This window comes from Campylobacter sp. CN_NE2, assembly GCF_027797465.1.
GTDB lineage: Bacteria > Campylobacterota > Campylobacteria > Campylobacterales > Campylobacteraceae > Campylobacter_B.
This window is the reverse complement of sequence record NZ_CP115608.1, coordinates 1224323-1241282: the sequence shown is the minus strand read 5'-3', so window position 1 is coordinate 1241282 and position 16960 is coordinate 1224323. Positions and strand designations below refer to the sequence as shown.

17 protein-coding genes are annotated in these 16960 nt (G+C 39.8%); 4 read left to right on the top strand and 13 right to left on the bottom strand.

Annotated elements, in window-relative coordinates:
* Window positions 1-57: 57 nt before the first annotated feature.
* The 8 genes from PF028_RS06120 to PF028_RS06085 all read right to left on the bottom strand — a co-directional run bounded on the left by PF028_RS06120 (window position 58) and on the right by PF028_RS06085 (window position 7819).
* Window positions 58-1059, bottom strand: coding sequence for an aldo/keto reductase (locus PF028_RS06120; protein ID WP_270861098.1), 1002 nt, complete (start codon window positions 1057-1059; stop codon window positions 58-60).
* A gap of 33 nt (window positions 1060-1092) precedes the next feature.
* Window positions 1093-2391, bottom strand: a complete 1299-nt coding sequence (locus PF028_RS06115; RefSeq protein ID WP_270861097.1) for an NTP/NDP exchange transporter — start codon at window positions 2389-2391, stop codon at window positions 1093-1095.
* A gap of 32 nt (window positions 2392-2423) precedes the next feature.
* Window positions 2424-3047, bottom strand: coding sequence for a flavodoxin family protein (locus PF028_RS06110; RefSeq protein WP_270858527.1), 624 nt, complete (start codon window positions 3045-3047; stop codon window positions 2424-2426).
* A 24-nt stretch (window positions 3048-3071) separates the two neighbouring features.
* The gene (locus tag PF028_RS06105) at window positions 3072-3623 is read right to left on the bottom strand and encodes a flavin reductase family protein (RefSeq protein WP_270861096.1); all 552 of its coding nucleotides are present in this window, start codon (window positions 3621-3623) and stop codon (window positions 3072-3074) included.
* A gap of 30 nt (window positions 3624-3653) precedes the next feature.
* Window positions 3654-4550, bottom strand: coding sequence for an aldo/keto reductase (locus PF028_RS06100; RefSeq protein ID WP_270861095.1), 897 nt, complete (start codon window positions 4548-4550; stop codon window positions 3654-3656).
* Window positions 4551-4714: 164 nt separating this feature from the next.
* Complete coding sequence (locus tag PF028_RS06095; RefSeq protein WP_270861094.1) at window positions 4715-6220, bottom strand: tripartite tricarboxylate transporter permease; 1506 nt, start codon at window positions 6218-6220, stop codon at window positions 4715-4717.
* Window positions 6221-6232: 12 nt separating this feature from the next.
* Window positions 6233-6706, bottom strand: a complete 474-nt coding sequence (locus PF028_RS06090) for a tripartite tricarboxylate transporter TctB family protein (RefSeq protein WP_270861093.1) — start codon at window positions 6704-6706, stop codon at window positions 6233-6235.
* 69 nt (window positions 6707-6775) lie between these two features.
* Window positions 6776-7819 (bottom strand): tripartite tricarboxylate transporter substrate binding protein, encoded by a 1044-nt coding sequence (locus PF028_RS06085; RefSeq protein WP_270861092.1) that lies wholly within the window; start codon window positions 7817-7819, stop codon window positions 6776-6778.
* Between the two features lie 335 nt (window positions 7820-8154).
* On the opposite strand from PF028_RS06085, the gene PF028_RS06080 reads away from it, so the two are divergent.
* Together PF028_RS06080 and PF028_RS06075 are read left to right on the top strand one after the other, a co-directional pair.
* A complete protein-coding gene (locus PF028_RS06080; RefSeq protein WP_270861091.1) occupies window positions 8155-9318 on the top strand; it encodes an MFS transporter in 1164 nt (387 codons plus the stop codon).
* Complete coding sequence (locus PF028_RS06075) at window positions 9315-9806, top strand: methylated-DNA--[protein]-cysteine S-methyltransferase (RefSeq protein ID WP_270861090.1); 492 nt, start codon at window positions 9315-9317, stop codon at window positions 9804-9806. Before PF028_RS06080 ends, PF028_RS06075 begins: the two co-directional genes overlap by 4 nt.
* Window positions 9807-9835: 29 nt before the next feature.
* On the opposite strand, the gene PF028_RS06070 is transcribed toward PF028_RS06075, so the two are convergent.
* On the bottom strand, window positions 9836-10294 hold the full coding sequence (locus tag PF028_RS06070) for a hydrogenase maturation protease (protein ID WP_270861089.1): 459 nt from the start codon (window positions 10292-10294) through the stop codon (window positions 9836-9838).
* A complete protein-coding gene (locus PF028_RS06065; protein WP_270861088.1) occupies window positions 10291-10632 on the bottom strand; it encodes a formate hydrogenlyase maturation HycH family protein in 342 nt (113 codons plus the stop codon). The genes PF028_RS06070 and PF028_RS06065 overlap by 4 nt, the downstream gene beginning before the upstream one ends.
* Before the next feature lie 155 nt (window positions 10633-10787).
* On the opposite strand from PF028_RS06065, the gene ilvD reads away from it, so the two are divergent.
* Window positions 10788-12461, top strand: coding sequence for a dihydroxy-acid dehydratase (gene ilvD, locus PF028_RS06060; protein ID WP_270861087.1), 1674 nt, complete (start codon window positions 10788-10790; stop codon window positions 12459-12461).
* Window positions 12462-12762: 301 nt separating this feature from the next.
* Here the strand turns inward: ilvD and PF028_RS06055 are convergent, their stop codons facing one another.
* From PF028_RS06055 to PF028_RS06045, 3 genes are all read right to left on the bottom strand, one after another.
* Complete coding sequence (locus PF028_RS06055) at window positions 12763-13983, bottom strand: MalY/PatB family protein (RefSeq protein ID WP_270861086.1); 1221 nt, start codon at window positions 13981-13983, stop codon at window positions 12763-12765.
* Window positions 13980-14822, bottom strand: coding sequence for a DUF3737 family protein (locus PF028_RS06050; protein ID WP_270861085.1), 843 nt, complete (start codon window positions 14820-14822; stop codon window positions 13980-13982). The genes PF028_RS06055 and PF028_RS06050 overlap by 4 nt, the downstream gene beginning before the upstream one ends.
* A gap of 111 nt (window positions 14823-14933) precedes the next feature.
* On the bottom strand, window positions 14934-15695 hold the full coding sequence (locus PF028_RS06045; RefSeq protein WP_270861084.1) for a CAP domain-containing protein: 762 nt from the start codon (window positions 15693-15695) through the stop codon (window positions 14934-14936).
* A 133-nt stretch (window positions 15696-15828) separates the two neighbouring features.
* Between PF028_RS06045 and PF028_RS06040 the strand changes: the two genes are divergently transcribed.
* Window positions 15829-16899 (top strand): Cj0069 family protein, encoded by a 1071-nt coding sequence (locus PF028_RS06040; protein ID WP_270861083.1) that lies wholly within the window; start codon window positions 15829-15831, stop codon window positions 16897-16899.
* The last annotated feature ends 61 nt before the right edge of the window (window positions 16900-16960 follow it).

Genomic DNA, 16960 nt, shown 5'->3' with positions numbered 1-16960 from the left:
TTTGGACTAGAATTTAATAGAACAATACTCCAAATTCCTTGCCTAATCCTGCAAATTTTATTTTCGCTCGATTCGTTCCGGTCCGCCTTTGTTGATAGCGCCTACCACTTTGTGCGGGACATACAGCTCTTCAAGGTATTTGATTTCACTCTCATCAAGGCTGATTTCAAGGCTTTTAACCCAGTCATCTAAATGCTCAGGCTTAATTGCGCCAAGAACTGGGCTATCCACACCCTTAGCAAAGTGCCAAGACAAAGCGATTTGCGCCATATTTACGCCACGATTTTTCGCTACTTCATCAATCCTAGCGATGATTTTAAGGTCGCTTTCTTTAAATTCATCGTATTTTACGCGCAAAACCTTGTCTTTATTTACTCGCTTTGAATACCCGTCCCACGAAGTGTGAGCTAGATGACCGCCAGCTAGCGGACTATACGGCGCGATACTTGTGCCAAACTGCCTACACACAGGGATCAAATCTCGCTCATCTTCCCTATAAATCAGGCTATAATGATTTTGCATAACGCTAAATTTGGTCAAATTTTCGCGTTTGGCACATAGTTGCATGTTAAAAAACTGATAACCATACATCGCACTAGCCCCGAGCGTTCGGACTTTTCCGGCTTTTACTAACTCATGAAGCGCGCTCATAGTTTCATAAATTTCATGGTCGTAGTCGAAGCGATGTATCATATACACATCGACATAGTCCATATTTAGGCGTTTTAGTGAGCCTTCGATTTCACGCATGATTGCCGTTTTGCTTAGTTTGCCTTCGTTGAAAAATACCTTAGTTTCGATGATGACATCTTCTCTTTTGACGCCTAAATTTCGAAGTGCCTTGCCTAGATAAATCTCAGAATCGCCGTTGGTATAGACATTTGCAGTATCAAAATAGTTTATACCAAGCTCCAATGCTCTTGCTACGACCTTTTCGCAGGTTTTCTCGTCCCCGTCAGTCCAAGTAAGAAAGTTTGGATTTGGTCTGCCAAAACCCATACAACCAAGGCAAATTTGCGAAATTTTAATATCAGTTTGCCCTAAATTTGTGTATTTCATAATCTCTCCTTTTATTGCCTAATTCTGCAAATTTTATTTTAATTTCTCATATTTTTTACTTAAATTTAGACCCAAAATTCCCCAAACAAACGAAATTATTGCACCCAAAATCAAAACTCCACTCACGCCAAATTTAGCCAGTGCTACGCTTTCAACTTGCGATGAGAGCGCGTCTCCGCCACGATAAACGACCGTGTCAAGGAAGTTTTTGACCTTGTATTTGCTCTCGCTATCAAGCGGGACAAAAAGCATTTCGCGAGCCGGTTTTACAAGGGCGTATTCGCCGACCCTACGCAGGCTCATCACAAGCGCAATGCCCCAGAATGCTGGGTGCGTGAAATTTAGCATAATAAATCCGAGCGCAATCACAAATCCAAGCAGAGCCAAAAGCCACTTTATGCCAAAAAATTTAGCGATTTTTGCCGTTAGGAAAATTTGTATAAAAAAACTAGCACTTTGCACGATGAGATCGATGTTTGCAAAGGCTGCGGCTCTGGCTTCGCGGGTATCAAAGACGGCTCGGACGATTCTAGCTTGTTCCATGTATAAAAATGTGCTAACGCTTGTAAGCAATAAAACAAAGCCTACAAAAGATAGCAAATAGGGCGATTTAGCGATGATTTTAAAGCCATCAAGCGGGTTTTTGCTAGGTAGTGGAGTGCTGAATTTTTGAGTGAAATTTGCCTTTTCATCGGCATTAGGGAGTAAATTTAGACTCTCTTTTATGATTAAATTTTTCAAAATCAAGGCAAAAAGTAGCAAAAAAGCCGACAAAAATATGAAATTTTGCGTCGAAACTCCACGCAAAAAGCTAACCAAACTAGCCCCTGCAATCCCGCCCAAACTCGCTCCCGCGCTGATTATGCCAAACATTGATTTGCTAGTTTCTTTTCTAAAAACATCAGCCAAAACGCTCCAAGCCGAGCTTATGACAAAGAGATTAAAAACGCTCACCCAAATGTAAAAAACCTTGCAAAGCGTGGCAAATGCGGGGCTTTGGGCGTCAATAAATCTCATAGCCACGAAAAAGCCAAGCAAATTTAGGGCAAAAAATATAAAAATGGCGTCGGTGTAGAGTTTGCGCCTAATAGCCCCGCTTAGCCACATAGCCACAAACGAACAAACAAGCGTGGCGACAAAAGTGCCTAAAAATAGCCATTTTAACTCGTCGCTTCCGCCGTGGATCCCCAGTGCATCGCGAATCGGGCGCAAAAGCGCATACGAGCAAAAAAGCGAAAAAATAAAAAACGCACTGTAAAGCAAAAGCTTGAATTCTTCGCGCCTTATTTCAAAAAGCAAGTCAAATTTATCTTTAAATTTCGCTTTGTTCATTTTAAATTTGCCTACGATAAATTTTTGCGCATTTACCTAATGAAATTTGTCAAAATTTGCTCTTCATATTCTGGCATAGCAACAGCATTTTTGGCAAATTCTTTGTTTTTGACAAACCAAGCGATATTTTTGGCTAGTGTTCGCATGGTCTGCAAGCCCTCTTCGTCCTTTGGAAGGTCATCGGGCGTCATGGCGTGGGCTTCGTTCCAATACTGCGAACCAGCCAAAAACATATTTGCAATCGTAAAAAATTTATTTAGCCTATCAAAACTCGCACTAGCCCCGCCACGCCTAGCTATAAGGACACTTGCGCCGATTTTACCGCTAAATTTATTTCCGCCCACGAAAAAAAGCCTTGTCAAAAACGCCTGAATTCTAGCTGTGGGTCCGGCATAATACACAGGGCTTCCGGCTACAATGCCGTCAAATTCATCAAGCCTTTGGATTATGTCATTTATGGAATCGTCTTTTATGGCGCAACGCCCAGTTTTAGCGCAAGAAAAACAGGCAATGCAATCATTTATCGCCTTTTTGCCAAGGTATAAAATTTCGCTTTGAACGCCGTTATTTTCGAGCTCTTTTGCGATTTCGCTAAGAGCTAAATTTGTGCTTCCGTTTTTGTTCGGACTGCCGTTTATTAGTAAGATTTTTGACATATTTGCTCCTTAAATTTACTAAATTCAAACACCCTTGCCGTCAAGATAAAATTTTTTCCCTGCTACATAATGAAGCGTTTTTAGCTCATCGCCAACTTCATCAAAATGCCAGTGGCTGCCGTCAAAAACCCTATCGTCGCCATAAGCTGCCACAACCTGTCCGATAAAAAGGTCGTAGGTCTGCTCATTGTGAGGTTCCGGGATAACCTTGCAAATAATCCATGCAGCGCAACCTGCGACTAGCGGGACTTTGAATTCATCTTTATAAAACAGCTCCACGCCGTCCATTTTATGCGGGTTGTCGAAGCGAGAATTGTTTTCATCACCCAAATTTAAAAGCAGATCTTTTTGCGTAAAAACCGGAATTTGCACGGCAAAATATCCGCTTTTTTCGATAAGAGTGCGTGTAAATGAGCCGTTGTGTGGCACTATCGTAACTTTGTCGTAATCAAGCGGACACGCCCAAGTAACCGCCATAGCGTTTTTTACGCCGTCAAATTCAGCCGAGACTATCGTCGTGGCACCGTGGTTTAAAATGTGGTAGGATTTTTGAATATCGACATTAATTATTGCCATTTTTTGCTCCTTAAATTTTGGTTTTTAAATTTATCTGTTTAAATTTGCAATCTCTCTCATATCATCATCGCTAAGTTTGAAATCAAAAATGCTTATATTTTCGATCATACGGGACTTTGTCGCGGTTTTTGGGATAGTGATAATATTTCTTTGGATTTGCCAACGCAAAATAACTTGTGCTGCCGTTTTGCCGTATTTTTCGCCAATTTTTTGAAGCGTTTCATTTTTTAAAATTTTAGAACTTCCCGTGCCAAAAGGCGAATAAGCCTGAGTGGCGACACCAAGCTTATCAAGCCCGGTTTGCGCACGAATTTGTTGTTTGAAAGGGTGAAGCTCGATTTGATTAAGCACAGGTTTCATAGCAAATTCATCGCAAAGCTCTCTCACTAAATCCACGCTAAAATTGCTAACGCCGATTGATTTTATTAGCCCCTTTTCTACTAGCTCGCAAAACCCAGCCCAAATGCCCTTAATATCGCCATACGGAGCGTGGATTAGATACAAATCAATATAATCAAATTTAAGCGCATCTAGGCTTTCATAAACTGCCCTTTTTGCACCCTCTTTGCCCACATTTGCGCCCCACATTAGCTTTGAAGTTACGAAAATCTCATCTCGCTTAATACCGCTATTTCGCACAGCCTCGCCCACGATGTCTTCGTTGCGATAATACTGCGCTGAGTCAATGTGGCGGTAGCCGACTTCTAGGGCATTTTCTATGGCTCTAAGCCCGTCTTTGCCACGAATATCCCAAGTCCCATATCCTAAAATAGGGATTTCCCTGCCGTTATTTAAAATAAAATTTGGAATTAAATTTGATGAATTTTGCATATTTTCTCCTAAAATTTCATTTGCAAAAAGTGGATTTAAGCCCAATGCCATAGCCCCCAACGCCATAGAATTTTTTAAAAAACTTCGTCTTTGCATAAAAATTTCCTTACGAGTAGTTAAATTTCGTAGAAATTTTACCAAATTTGGCTGGAAATTTAATAGAACAATTCTACAAATTTCTTGCCTAATTCTACAAATTTACAAAGATAATAGTATTATAAGAAAGAGCCCGAATTTGAGTAAAATCGGGCTATATTAGATTAAAATGTGTTTTTGTTGTTTTTAGATTCTTTTTTAAATTTGCTTCTAATTATAGGAAGCAGGACGACCAAAGCAGTTAAAACAATAAAAGTCCAGCACAAAGGAGAACCGACAAAAATGCTCAAATCTCCGTCATGAAGCTTATAAGCTTTTCTAAAATACTGCTCCATGCCTTTTCCTACGATACACGCTAAAACTAGTGGTGTCATAGGGAAATTTGCCCTTGATAGCAAATAGCCAATAATTCCAAATATAAGTAATATGTAAAAATCACTTGTAGCTGCACTTATAGCATAAACACCTAAAAATGTGAAAGCTAAGACTACTGGATATAAAATTTTTGGTGGAACAGATAAAACCCTTACCAAAAGTCCTGCAAGCGGGATATTTACAAAAGCCAAAATGACATTTCCCACAAACATACTGGCGATTAATCCCCAAACGATGGTTGATTGATTTTGAAATAGCAATGGTCCTGGCTGCATACCTAAAATAGTCAAAGCTCCAAGCATAACAGCAGTCGTTCCAGATCCAGGAACACCCAAAGTCAGCATAGGGATCATAGCTCCAACAGAAGCTGCGTTATTAGCTGATTCAGGAGCAGCAACACCGTCAATGGCACCTTTGCCAAATTTATAAGGTTGTTTTGAGAACGATTTTTGTGTATTATACGCCATAATCGCAGCCACCGTTCCACCGGCACCAGGGAGTACGCCGATTAAAAATCCCATAGGGGCACTTCTAAAAATAGCACCCTTGCTTAACATCCAGTCTTCTTTTGTAATCCAAATTCGACCGAATTTTTTCTGAACTTGTTTTTTGCCTTCGCCTATATTTTCAAAGCTTCTTAAAACTTCGCCAAACGCAAATATTGCAATGATTACGATTAGAAAATCAATACCGCCGTGAAGTGATAATAGATCAAATGTAAATCTTTGAACGCCAGATTGTGGATCTAGCCCAATAGTGCTTATCATAAGACCTACAATCATCATAATAAAGCCTTTTAAGCGCTGTTTTTCCATAACCGCAGTTGCCGTTAATGCAAAAACAAAAAGCAAGAAATACTCGGCAGGTCCAAATTTCAGTGCAAATTTAGCAACGGGAATCGATAAAAATACCATAAAGACAGTAGCTATCAAGCCGCCAAAAAACGAAGCAATAGCTGAGATAGCGAGTGCTGCTTCTGCTCTGCCTTGCTGTGCCATAGGATAACCGTCCCACATAGCAGCAATCGCAGCGCCGTCTCCCGGAGTATTTATCAAAATCGAAGACCTAGAACCGCCATACATCGCACCGTAATAAACTCCCGCCATAGTAATAAGCGCAGGAACGGCTCCCATAGAAAATGTTAGTGGTAAAAGTATCGCAACACCAGCAGCAGGTCCAAGACCAGGTAACATTCCTACGATAGTTCCTAACACACCACCAAGCGTAACCCAAAATATATTCATAGGTTCTAGTGCAACACCAAAACCTTGCATTAATAATTGCAAACTATCCATAACCAAATTCCTTTATATAAAGCCTAATGCTGAGTTAGGCAAAATAATGCCAAGTAGATTATTAAAGATAAAATATATAGCCAAAGAAAAAATAATGGAAACAATTATTCCGTATTTTAAATTTTTAACTCCGCCAAAGATTAAAAATTGAAGTATCAAAAATATAATTGTTGAAAAAACATATCCTATCTGATTAAATATAAGCGTATAAATTACGCCATTTACGACAGTTAATAATATTTGAAGAACATATTTTGCAGAAATTCTGCTTATGCCCCCGTATTGTTTTTTTTCGAGTTGTTGAGCCTTAAATTCTTTCACAAGCAAAATAGTACCGCACACAATTAAAAAAATAGCTAACATAGCAGGAAAAATTTTTGGCTCGTGCGGTCTGCCTAATGCGGCTTCGGGCAACATAAATGTAGCAACCGCATACACTATACCTAAAACCGTTAAAAGAAATGATGATATAACTGAAAGCGACATATGAGCTCCATAAAATTAAATTTAAACATAAAAAATGCCTATGAACTAGGTTCATAGGCAAATTCAGATTTATTTTTTAAGCATACCGATTTCTTTCATAACTCCGATATACTCGCCCTCTGTTTTTTCCAAGAATCTTACGAATTCAGGAGCATCCATATAGATGTTATCCCATCCTTTTTCCTTGCAAACTTGTGTCCATTCTTTTGTATCTTGTAGTGCTCTTAGAGCATCTCGCCAGAATTTAACCGCATAGCCCGGCATATCAGGTGTGCCAAATAGACCACGCCAGTTAATGAAAGTTGCGTTGATTCCGCTTTCGATACAAGTTGGAATTTCAGCCATTTTGCCTTCGCCAATGCGTTTTTCAGCTGTTTGAGCTAAAACTCTTAAATCGCCGCTTTCAACCAAGCCTTTAACATCTGATAGACCTGTTGAGAATAGATCAATATGTCCGCCTAGTAGCTGAGCAGGACCGTCGCCGTCATCGAACGGAACATAGTCGATTTTACCGATATTTGAAACACCAGCAGCTTGTGCGATGATTAGGAATTGAACATGGTCCATAGAGCCAATCGCAGAAGTTCCGCCGATTTTAACAGCCTTTGGATTTTCTTTTAGTGCCTCCATAACATCGTGGATTGTTTGATATGGAGAATCTGCTTTAACAACGAATGCAGCATAATCGGCAATTAGTCTTGCCAAAGGTGTTGTATCACGGAAACCATAAGGGCTAGAACCATTTAGGTTAAAGAACAAAATAGGCGGTGAATAAACAGTAATTGTGTTTGGATCAGCTTTTTTGTTTGCTGCTTGTAATGTGCTTAGATGAACCGCACCACCAGCACCCGGAGCATTTCTAACTGGCATAGGAGCTTTTACAATGCCTGTGTCGCTTAGAGTTTTAGCAACCATGCGGATTGTTGTATCCCAACCGCCACCTGCACCTGCCGGAGCAACTAAGTCAAGGTTGCCTGACGGATAGTTAGCTTCTGCTTTTGCGTTTGCATTTGAGCTACCTGAATTGTTTTGGCAGCCAACAATAGCAGCACCCAAAGCAACTACACAAAGTGATGAAACGAAAAATTTTTTCGATTTACCAAATAGACTCATCGTCTTACCTCCATAATAAAATAATTTTTTAACAAGTTTCAAATAGTAACATATTTTTTTTAAATAATCAATCAAAAACGGCTTAAATTCTTACTATATTGTTTAATATAAAAAATAACTAAATTTAACCAAAATTTTGCAAAAAATATCGCTAAATTCGAGCTTTTTGCACTTAAAAGAGCTTTAAATTTAATAATTGTCTCTGCAAATTTATCATTGGCATTTAGGTAAAAATTTGCTTAAAGTTATATTTTTTCACTCATTTTTATCGTTTTTATTTAAATTTGTAGCAAATTTGATATAATTGCCTAAATTTATAATAAAAATCAAGTAAAATGAAAAACAAATTTGTCTATATTTTGGCATTTTCGCATTTGTGCTGTGATATAAATCAAGGCGCACTCGTGGCAATTTTGCCGTTTTTAATCGCCAGCTATCACTACGATTACGCAACTGCTGCAAGCCTAGTCATGGTCTCAAATATCGTCGGCTCGCTAATCCAGCCCGTTTTTGGCTCACTAGCTGATAAGAAAAACACACCTTACATTATCCCGCTAGGTCTTATTTTAGCAGGTGGCGGTATCGCGCTAAGTGGCGTTGCGCCCTCGTTTGCCGTGCTTTGCGCGGTCGTGATGATCACAGGAATTGGCGTGGCGATGTTTCACCCACAAGCCGCAAGAGCCATAAATAAATGCTCTAATCCGCACAACAAAGCCCAAAATATCGGCATTTTCTCATTTGGCGGGATTTTGGGATTTTCTTTGGGACCGCTTTTTATGACGGCGATTATTAGTGCGTTTGGGCTAAAAGGCACGCTGATTTTCATAATTCCGCAAATTTGCGTTAGTACCCTGTATAGATTTTTTTACGCCGAATTTAAAAGACTTGGCGAAATTACACCCAAAACAGCCACAAACACCCAAACTAGCGGCGTCGATGACTGGGGCGGATTTTATAAACTCATGGCGTTAATCTGTGGGCGTTCTATCATTTTTCACGGATTTAATACATTTTTGGCACTTTATTTTATCTACAAATTTGACCAAAGCAAGGCTTACGCAAATACGGTTTTGAGTGCATATATCGGCGTGAGCGCGATTTTTACCCTTCTTGGCGGCAGGTTTGCCGATAAATTCGGCTTTACAAAGATGATAAAAATCTCATTTCTTTGCCTTTTGCCGATTATGATAATGCTAGCAAGCACGCAAAATTTGGGCTTTGCTGTGGTTTTATTAGCACCGCTTGGCATTTTTCTAGCTCTTTCTTATAGCCCGATTATCGCGCTTGGGCAGGGTTATTTGCCAAACCGCGTTGGGCTTGCTTCTGGCGTTACATTTGGGCTGACTGTTAGTATTGGTGGGATTTTTGCGCCGATTTTGGGCTTAATAGCCGATAAATTTGGGCTAGGATATGTTTTATACACGCTTTGCGGGGTTTGCGTTTTGCCACTAATCATGGCGTTTTTCTTGCCAAATTTAGAAAAAAGGCAAAGCTTATGAAATATTTTTGGCGTTATAGCTCACCGCTTGGCGAGATTTTTATGCAAAGTGATGGAGCAAATTTAACAGCGCTTAAATTTGGCAAATTTAGCGATTTTGGCGCAGAATTTAGGGAGCAAAATTTGCAAATTTTTGGGGATACCTGCGCGTGGTTGGACATTTATTTTAGCGGAAATTTACCAAATTTCACACCTAAAATTTCACTAATTGGCAGCGATTTTCAGCTTGAAATTTGGCAAATTTTAATGCAAATTCCTTTTGGAGCAACCATGACTTACGGCGAGATTGCGCGCGAAATCTCACTAAAAAGACAAATCCCAAAAATGTCCGCCAGAGCCGTAGGTAGGGCAGTGGGAGCAAATCCAATTGCGATAATTATCCCTTGCCACCGAGTTATCGGCAGTGGCGACAAACTCACAGGCTACGCATACGGGCTGGATAAAAAAGAGTTTTTGCTAAATTTAGAAAATGCGAAATTTAGGGCTTAATTTAATCTATTTTTTTGACTAAAAATTTCTCACAATTCTATGATTTTTTCAAATTCTATGATTTTTTTTATAGCTAGTTTTGCGTTTTTTTTGGCTTTTTTGGATAAATTAGAATTAATTTCACTTAAAGTAAGCAAATCAACCTTAATGCCTAAAAATAGGATTTTTGGGATAAATTCGCGCAGGTATTTTATCCACACGCAAGCAGGTATGTTATGTGCGCTGTAAAAATAACTCACATCATCACTTAAATCTACAAATTCGCACTCAAATTCGTCATTTTCATCTGCGATAACGCCGATTGCATCGACGATAACTAAAATTTCAGGCGCATAATCTCTGATATTAGGAAATTCGTTTTCTGGCATATCGTTTCCGAAAAAAACTTTCCACTCTTTTAGCTCTTCTAGGGCGATTTTACCGACTTCTATGCCAACGCCGTCATCGCCACGGAGCTCGTTTCCTACGCATAAAATCGCTTTTTTCATCTAAAAACTTTCCTAAGCGTTAAATAACCCTCATCTAAATCCTTTAAAAACTCGCCAAAAGCCGAATTTTCAAGGCTTTGCAAAAGTTTTATGGCGTGTTCCGGGAAAATTTCGATTTCGTAAAGCCGGTCTAATTTTTCTAATTTATTTTTGGCGTATTCATCGCCACTACTGACGATTTTTTGCCAATCTTCATCGCTGAATTCGCCTACTTTTTGACTAAAATCGATACTTCCTGCGCCATGCCCTAGGCTTTTTACAACCAAAATATTTTTATAATTAGGTGCGGTTTTTTCTTCTGAAACACTTTTTCTTGTCAATTTCCAAATTTCAATCATGGCAATATCCTAATAAATTATTTGCTTGAAATTATATAAATAAATTCATAAATTTTACGAATTTGGCATAGTCAAATTTGCAAATTTAAATCACAAAAAAGATAAATTTAGCCATTTTTAGCTAAAATTACAAAATTTTCAAAAAAGGATATAAAATGAGAAGCGATATTGTAAAAAAGGGTTACACAAGGGCTCCGCACCGCTCACTTTTGCGTGCGACGGGCTTAAAAGACGAAGATTTTTCTAAGCCATTTATCGGTGTGGCAAACAGCTTTATAGAAGTTATTCCGGGTCATTTTTTCTTAAATAAATACGCCGAAATCATCAAAGATGAAATTCGCAAAAACGGCTGTGTTCCGTTTGAATTTAACACTATCGGCGTTGATGACGGTATCGCCATGGGGCATAGCGGTATGCTTTATAGTTTGCCAAGCCGTGAAATCATCGCAAATTCGATCGAAACTATGATGAACGCTCACGCGTTAGACGCTCTTATTTGCATACCAAACTGCGATAAAATCGTGCCCGGAATGCTAATGGGCGCTTTAAGAGTAAATGTGCCGACCGTTTTCGTAAGCGGCGGTCCTATGAAAGCTGGTGTAGGGCAAAAAGGCGAAGCGTTGGATCTGAATTCCGTTTTTGAAGCAGTCGGCGCATATGAAACCAAAAAAATAGACGAAAACGAGCTTAAATTTATCGAGTGCGCGGCGTGTCCGGGCGGTGGAAGTTGTAGCGGAATGTTCACCGCAAACTCGATGAATACGCTATGCGAAGCCATGGGAATCGCTCTTAGCGGAAACGGCACGATTTTGGCCCTAACGCCTGAGAGAGAAGCGCTTTTGCGAAAAGCAGCAAGGCGAATTTGCGAAATCGCCCTTGACGATAAATTTAAAATTCGCAACATAATCAACGAAAAATCAATCCGCAACGCGATGGTTGTGGATATGGCGATGGGCGGCAGCTCAAATACGATTTTACACATGCTTGCGATCTCTCGTGAAGCAGGCGCACCGCTAAATATCGCCGAGCTTAATGACATTAGCAAAAGCGTTCCGCATATCGCAAAAATCGCCCCAAGTCTGCCAAGCGTGCATATGCAAGACATTGAAAATTCAGGCGGATTGAGTGCTGTTATCAATGAAATCGCTAAATTTAATCCAAATTTACTAAATTTAGACGCTCTTTGCGTGAGCGGAGAAACACTCGGGCAAAGGGTAAAAGACGCTAAAATCAGCGACGAAAATATAATCCGCCCTGTTTCAAACGCCTACTCTATGCGTGGCGGGTTAGCGATTTTGTTTGGAAATTTAGCTGAGCAGGGTTGCGTTATAAAAGCAGCAGGAATCATCGGAGAGCGCAAATTTAGCGGAACGGCGATTTGCTTTAACAGCCAAGATGAAGCAATCGAAGGCATAAGCAGTGGAAAAGTGCAAAAGGGAAATGTCGTGGTGCTACGATATGAAGGGCCAAAAGGGGGTCCTGGAATGCAAGAAATGCTAAGTCCAACTAGCCTAATCGTGGGCAGGGGACTAGGAGCTGATGTAGCGCTCATCACAGACGGGCGTTTTAGCGGTGCTACAAGGGGGCTAAGCATAGGTCATATAAGCCCAGAAGCCGCAGAAGGCGGTATGATAGGACTGCTTAAAGATGGCGATATAATCGACATCGATGTGGATAATTTTAGCATAAATGTGCGTTTAAGCGACGAAGAAATCGCAAAACGCAAAGCAGAGTGGAAATATCAAGGCAAGGAAGTGGGGAGCAAATGGCTTCGCCAGTATCAAAAACTGGTAACCAACGCCAGCAACGGCGGAGTTTTGGAAGCGTGATAGTTTGGCTAGGAATTGAAACCAGCCTAGCTTTTCCGAGAGTTCGCAAATTTAAAGTTCAATAGACACACAGCCTTATTTTTACTTTAAATTTGCTTCACAGCTCGAAAAATCGTCGGCATTTGGTTTTTAAAATTTAGGTTGAGTTTGGCTGTGCTACCGACAAGGTGAAATAAAATATCTTTGAGAGAGAATTTTACGATAGCGATTGAGATAAAAACGAAAAAGAATTTTTAGAAAAAACGCTTGATGAATTTACAAATTTCACCAAATTTGTGCTAAATTTGGTGAAATTTTTAATTTATCTACCCAACGCCCTTTTTAGCCGTTCTAACCCGTCAAGCAAATTCGCCCTTGGCGTGGCGATGTTTAGGCGTAAAAATTTCTCTCCGCCTTTTCCGTAAATCTCGCCGCTACTTAGATAAAGCCCTGATTTAGAACGGATAAAATTTGCAAGTTCGGTTGAATTTTTAAACTCCGCAAAGTGTGGGATTTTCAAATTTTCACTAGTTGCGATAGGAATTTTGCTACTTAGATTTATCAAATTCGAACAATCAAGCCACATTAAATATGTCGCATCGCACGGCAATGCCCTTATATAAGGCAAATTTTCGCTTAGGAATTCACGCACGATTTTTTTATTTTCGCTTAGATAAATTCGCAATTCATCAAGCCACTCTTCGCCTTTTTCAAATGCCGCCACAGTGGCAGCGACTGCAAATGCGTTTGGCTCGGCGATTTCATCTGTATTAAAAGCTCGCCACGATTTGTGCCTTAAAAATTTATTTTTCGCAAACACGGCAGCGCTATTAAGACCTGCGATATTAAAAGCTTTTGTCGGCGAAATGCACGAAATGCTGATATTTGCGTTTGTTTCGCTTATGCTTGCAAACGGCGTGTAACTCAAATTTGGCTCACACAAGTCGCAGTGAATTTCATCGCTGATGACCGTTACGCCGTGTTTAGCACAAAGCTCGCCCATACGAGCTAGTTCGTCTTTTGACCAAATTTTGCCGATAGGATTGTGCGGATTACAAAGGATAAAGAGCGTAGTTTGCGGATCGCTTAGCTTTTCTTCAAAATCCGTCCAGTCGATTTCATATTTGCTATTTTCATAGACGAGTTCGTTGCAAAGCACCTTTGCGCCGTTGTTTTGGATAGATGAGAAAAAGCAGTTATAAACAGGGCTTTGCACCAGAACGCTTTCATTTGGCGTGGTAAATTTTCGCACGAGCGATGAAAGCGCAGGAACAACGCCTGTGCAAAATATAAGCCAGTGTTCTTCAATGCGAAAATTGTGGCGTTTTTGCCACCAATTTTGATACGCCAAAGCCCACTGGGTGGAGATTTCGCTGTATCCAAAAATGCCATGCTTCACTGCTTCTTGCAACGCTTCTAAAATGCAAGGCGCGGCGCGAAAGTCCATATCTGCCACCCACATAGGAAGCTCATTTTTGCCGACCGCCCATTTTAGCGAGTTTGAATTTCGTCTATCGATGATTTCGTCAAAATTAAATTTCAAAATTTATCCTTTGTGATTATCTCAAATTTGCTAGAATCCGTTGTGCCGTCAATGATGATTTCACCGATTTCATCGGCGATTATTTTGCCTGAGCTTGGATTTTTTACGCTATCAATTTTACCTAAAATTTCAGCCTGAGCGTCGCTAAATTCAAACGCCAAAGTCGTATTAATCAAACGGCAATCTTTCATAACCAAATTTTTCATATAGCAAAAGCCTTGCAAACTCGATACCACGCAGTTTTCAAGGCAAACATTAGATGAATTCCAGCCAAAATACTCACCACTTATAAAGCAGTTTTTGATAACCACATTTTCGCAGTTCCAAAAAGCGTCTTTGCTAAGCAGTTTCGAATCTGAAATTTCGATATTTTTGCACCCGTCAAAGCAGTAATCTCCACTCAAATTTAGGTTTTGTATGCGTAAATTCTCGCTTTTCATGCCAAAATACTGCCCGTTTGCGACGATATTTTTTAATTTTACATTTTTGCAAAACCAAAGAGTTTCAGCAGCGTTTGGAATTTGGATATTTTCAAGCTCAAAATTTTCGCTCCCGCGAAACCCTTTTGGCGCATAATACAAGCAATCTTTTAAGCTAAAATCCTTGCTATACCAAATTCCTGCTCTTGCAATTTCGTCAAAAAAGCAGTTTTTAATGCGAAAATTTTTGCTATACCAAAACGGATACTTCCACTCGAAATTTGACGCCGTTACAGCGATATTTTCGCTCTCTTTTAAGGGCGATTCGCCGTCCCCAAACGAACAATGCGAAATTTCTAAATTTTTTGCCATAAATAGGGCTCTCTCCCCTGTAAATCGTTGATTTTCGATTTTTTTCATTATTTTACCTTTTAATTTTTTCTAATTTTAGCTAAATTTTATCCGATTTTGGTAGAACAATCCTACAAATTTCTTGCCTAATCCTACAAATTTAATCAATTTTACGAAAATCTATTTCGAATTTAGCCATTTATCAAACATCGCTTCGTATTGCTCGATAGTGTAGCCGTTTCCGCCAGAGCCATAAACTCCGCCGTAAGTTTTATTTGCCAAACTAGCTCCCGTTACGCTATAACTAGAATTTACCAAATTCAAATAATGCCCCGTGTTTGCGCTAAATTTGCAGTTTTTTGCAGATTTGTTCGGGCAGTTTGATTTTTCGCTATACCACGCATTTACGGCTGCTGCGCCGTTTGCTTGACCTTTGGCAAGATTTTCGGCTACACTTGCAACGCCCGTTAGTGGTGCGTGAGAAAATTTATAATGCGCCGCGTAATTTGTGCGAATTTGCGAGATTGCCATCATTTTATGGCTGACTTTAAGAGCGCTTTTGCCTTCGCTTTTGCGTTTTGCATTGGTTTGTTTGATGATAGCTAGTGAAGCTTTCATGTTTTGCAAATTTGTTGCGTCATTTGCGCCACCAAGTGTGGTTTTGCTTTGCGCGAACCAAGACGGAGTGTTTTTGTGAGTGCCTTTTACGATTTGCGCCGCTTCATTATCTCCCATTGCCGTAAAAAAGTCTGCTGAGCTGTTTTTGGCAGTTTTGGCTGGTGTTGTTTTGCCTGTTTGCGTAGTTTTACCCTTGTTTGTTTTATTTGTTTGAATTTGTGGAAACTGCTTTGCAATTTCGTTGTCGATTTCATTTAAAACTTCCGCACAGCCTGTCAAAAATATCGCCACAAAAATAAATATGCAAAATTTTTTCAAATTCATAATAGCCCTTTAAAAACTTAATGTGGAATTATACAGAAAGTTTGCTAAATTTAATATTTTCTTAAATTCAATGGCTTTTAACTAAATTTTAGATAGACTTAAAAATTACATTTTTATTTTAAAGGACAAAATCATGAAAAAAAGAATAGTTTTTTTCGAAGCCGTAGGCGGCACGGACAAGGGCGAAGACGGACACAGACGAGATACGATGCCGATGGTAAATGCACTTAGCACTCACGGCTGGACGGGGGAAGTTATCCAATTAAGCGATGAAATTTTGCGAGACGAAAATGAGAGCAAAAAAATTTACGAATTCGTTAGAGACAACGCTGACGGCTATGTTTCGCGTGTAAATCCGGGAAATATCAAAGAAGAAAAACTTTATTTTGAAATGCTACGAAAGCTCTGCACTGATGGCCTAGTCGGTATGCCGCACCCTGATGCGATGATAGGATATGGCGCAAAAGACGCTCTAACCAAACTCGCTGACACCGAGCTAGTGCCTGATGATACTTATGCGTATTATGATATTGCGACATTTAAAAGCACATTTCCAAAATCACTTGCCAAAGGCGAGAGAGTTTTAAAACAAAATCGCGGATCTACGGGTGAAGGAATTTGGCGTGTAAGACTTGAAAATGCAGGCGATTACGGCAAATTTGATAGCTTAGCACTTGATACCAAAATCATCTGCACCGAAGCCAAAGACAATCACTCAGAAGAGCGAAAACTTGGCGAATTTATGGACTTTTGCGAACAATACATCGTCGGCGATAACGGAATGCTTGTAGATATGACATTTTTGCCACGCATTAAAGAGGGCGAAATTCGCATTTTAATGCTTTATAAAACGCCTGTTTATGTCGTGCATAAAAAACCGGCAGAAGGCGGGGACGCATTTAGCGCGACACTTTTTAGCGGTGCAAAATATCGCTATGATGAGCCAAAAGAGTGGGAAAATTTGATCGGCTGGTTTTTAGAGCGTCTGCCTGAGATTCGCACAAAACTTGGAAATTACGATTTGCCTTTGATTTGGACGGCAGATTTTATCCTTGATACTGACGAAAATGGCAAAGACAAATATGTGCTTGGCGAAATCAACTGCTCGTGTGTTGGATTTACAAGTCCGGCTGAATTTATGGCAAAAATCGCCGTTATGGTCGGAGAAAATATCGTAAATATCGTAAGCGAGAAAAAGGCGTAAGTTGGATTATACTTTGCCTTATTTTGCAATTAAATTTACGAATTTGTTTAAATAATAGTCA

Bases quoted from the DNA above. Each gene is read 5' to 3' on its own strand.
- PF028_RS06120 (WP_270861098.1), bottom strand. From the start codon at position 1,059: ATGAAATACACAAATTTAGGGCAAACTGATATTAAAATTTCGCAAATT.
- PF028_RS06115 (WP_270861097.1), bottom strand. From the start codon at position 2,391: ATGAACAAAGCGAAATTTAAAGATAAATTTGACTTGCTTTTTGAAATA.
- PF028_RS06110 (WP_270858527.1), bottom strand. From the start codon at position 3,047: ATGTCAAAAATCTTACTAATAAACGGCAGTCCGAACAAAAACGGAAGC.
- PF028_RS06105 (WP_270861096.1), bottom strand. From the start codon at position 3,623: ATGGCAATAATTAATGTCGATATTCAAAAATCCTACCACATTTTAAAC.
- PF028_RS06100 (WP_270861095.1), bottom strand. From the start codon at position 4,550: ATGCAAAGACGAAGTTTTTTAAAAAATTCTATGGCGTTGGGGGCTATG.
- PF028_RS06095 (WP_270861094.1), bottom strand. From the start codon at position 6,220: ATGGATAGTTTGCAATTATTAATGCAAGGTTTTGGTGTTGCACTAGAA.
- PF028_RS06090 (WP_270861093.1), bottom strand. From the start codon at position 6,706: ATGTCGCTTTCAGTTATATCATCATTTCTTTTAACGGTTTTAGGTATA.
- PF028_RS06085 (WP_270861092.1), bottom strand. From the start codon at position 7,819: ATGAGTCTATTTGGTAAATCGAAAAAATTTTTCGTTTCATCACTTTGT.
- PF028_RS06080 (WP_270861091.1), top strand. From the start codon at position 8,155: ATGAAAAACAAATTTGTCTATATTTTGGCATTTTCGCATTTGTGCTGT.
- PF028_RS06075 (WP_270861090.1), top strand. From the start codon at position 9,315: ATGAAATATTTTTGGCGTTATAGCTCACCGCTTGGCGAGATTTTTATG.
- PF028_RS06070 (WP_270861089.1), bottom strand. From the start codon at position 10,294: ATGAAAAAAGCGATTTTATGCGTAGGAAACGAGCTCCGTGGCGATGAC.
- PF028_RS06065 (WP_270861088.1), bottom strand. From the start codon at position 10,632: ATGATTGAAATTTGGAAATTGACAAGAAAAAGTGTTTCAGAAGAAAAA.
- ilvD (WP_270861087.1), top strand. From the start codon at position 10,788: ATGAGAAGCGATATTGTAAAAAAGGGTTACACAAGGGCTCCGCACCGC.
- PF028_RS06050 (WP_270861085.1), bottom strand. From the start codon at position 14,822: ATGAAAAAAATCGAAAATCAACGATTTACAGGGGAGAGAGCCCTATTT.
- PF028_RS06045 (WP_270861084.1), bottom strand. From the start codon at position 15,695: ATGAATTTGAAAAAATTTTGCATATTTATTTTTGTGGCGATATTTTTG.
- PF028_RS06040 (WP_270861083.1), top strand. From the start codon at position 15,829: ATGAAAAAAAGAATAGTTTTTTTCGAAGCCGTAGGCGGCACGGACAAG.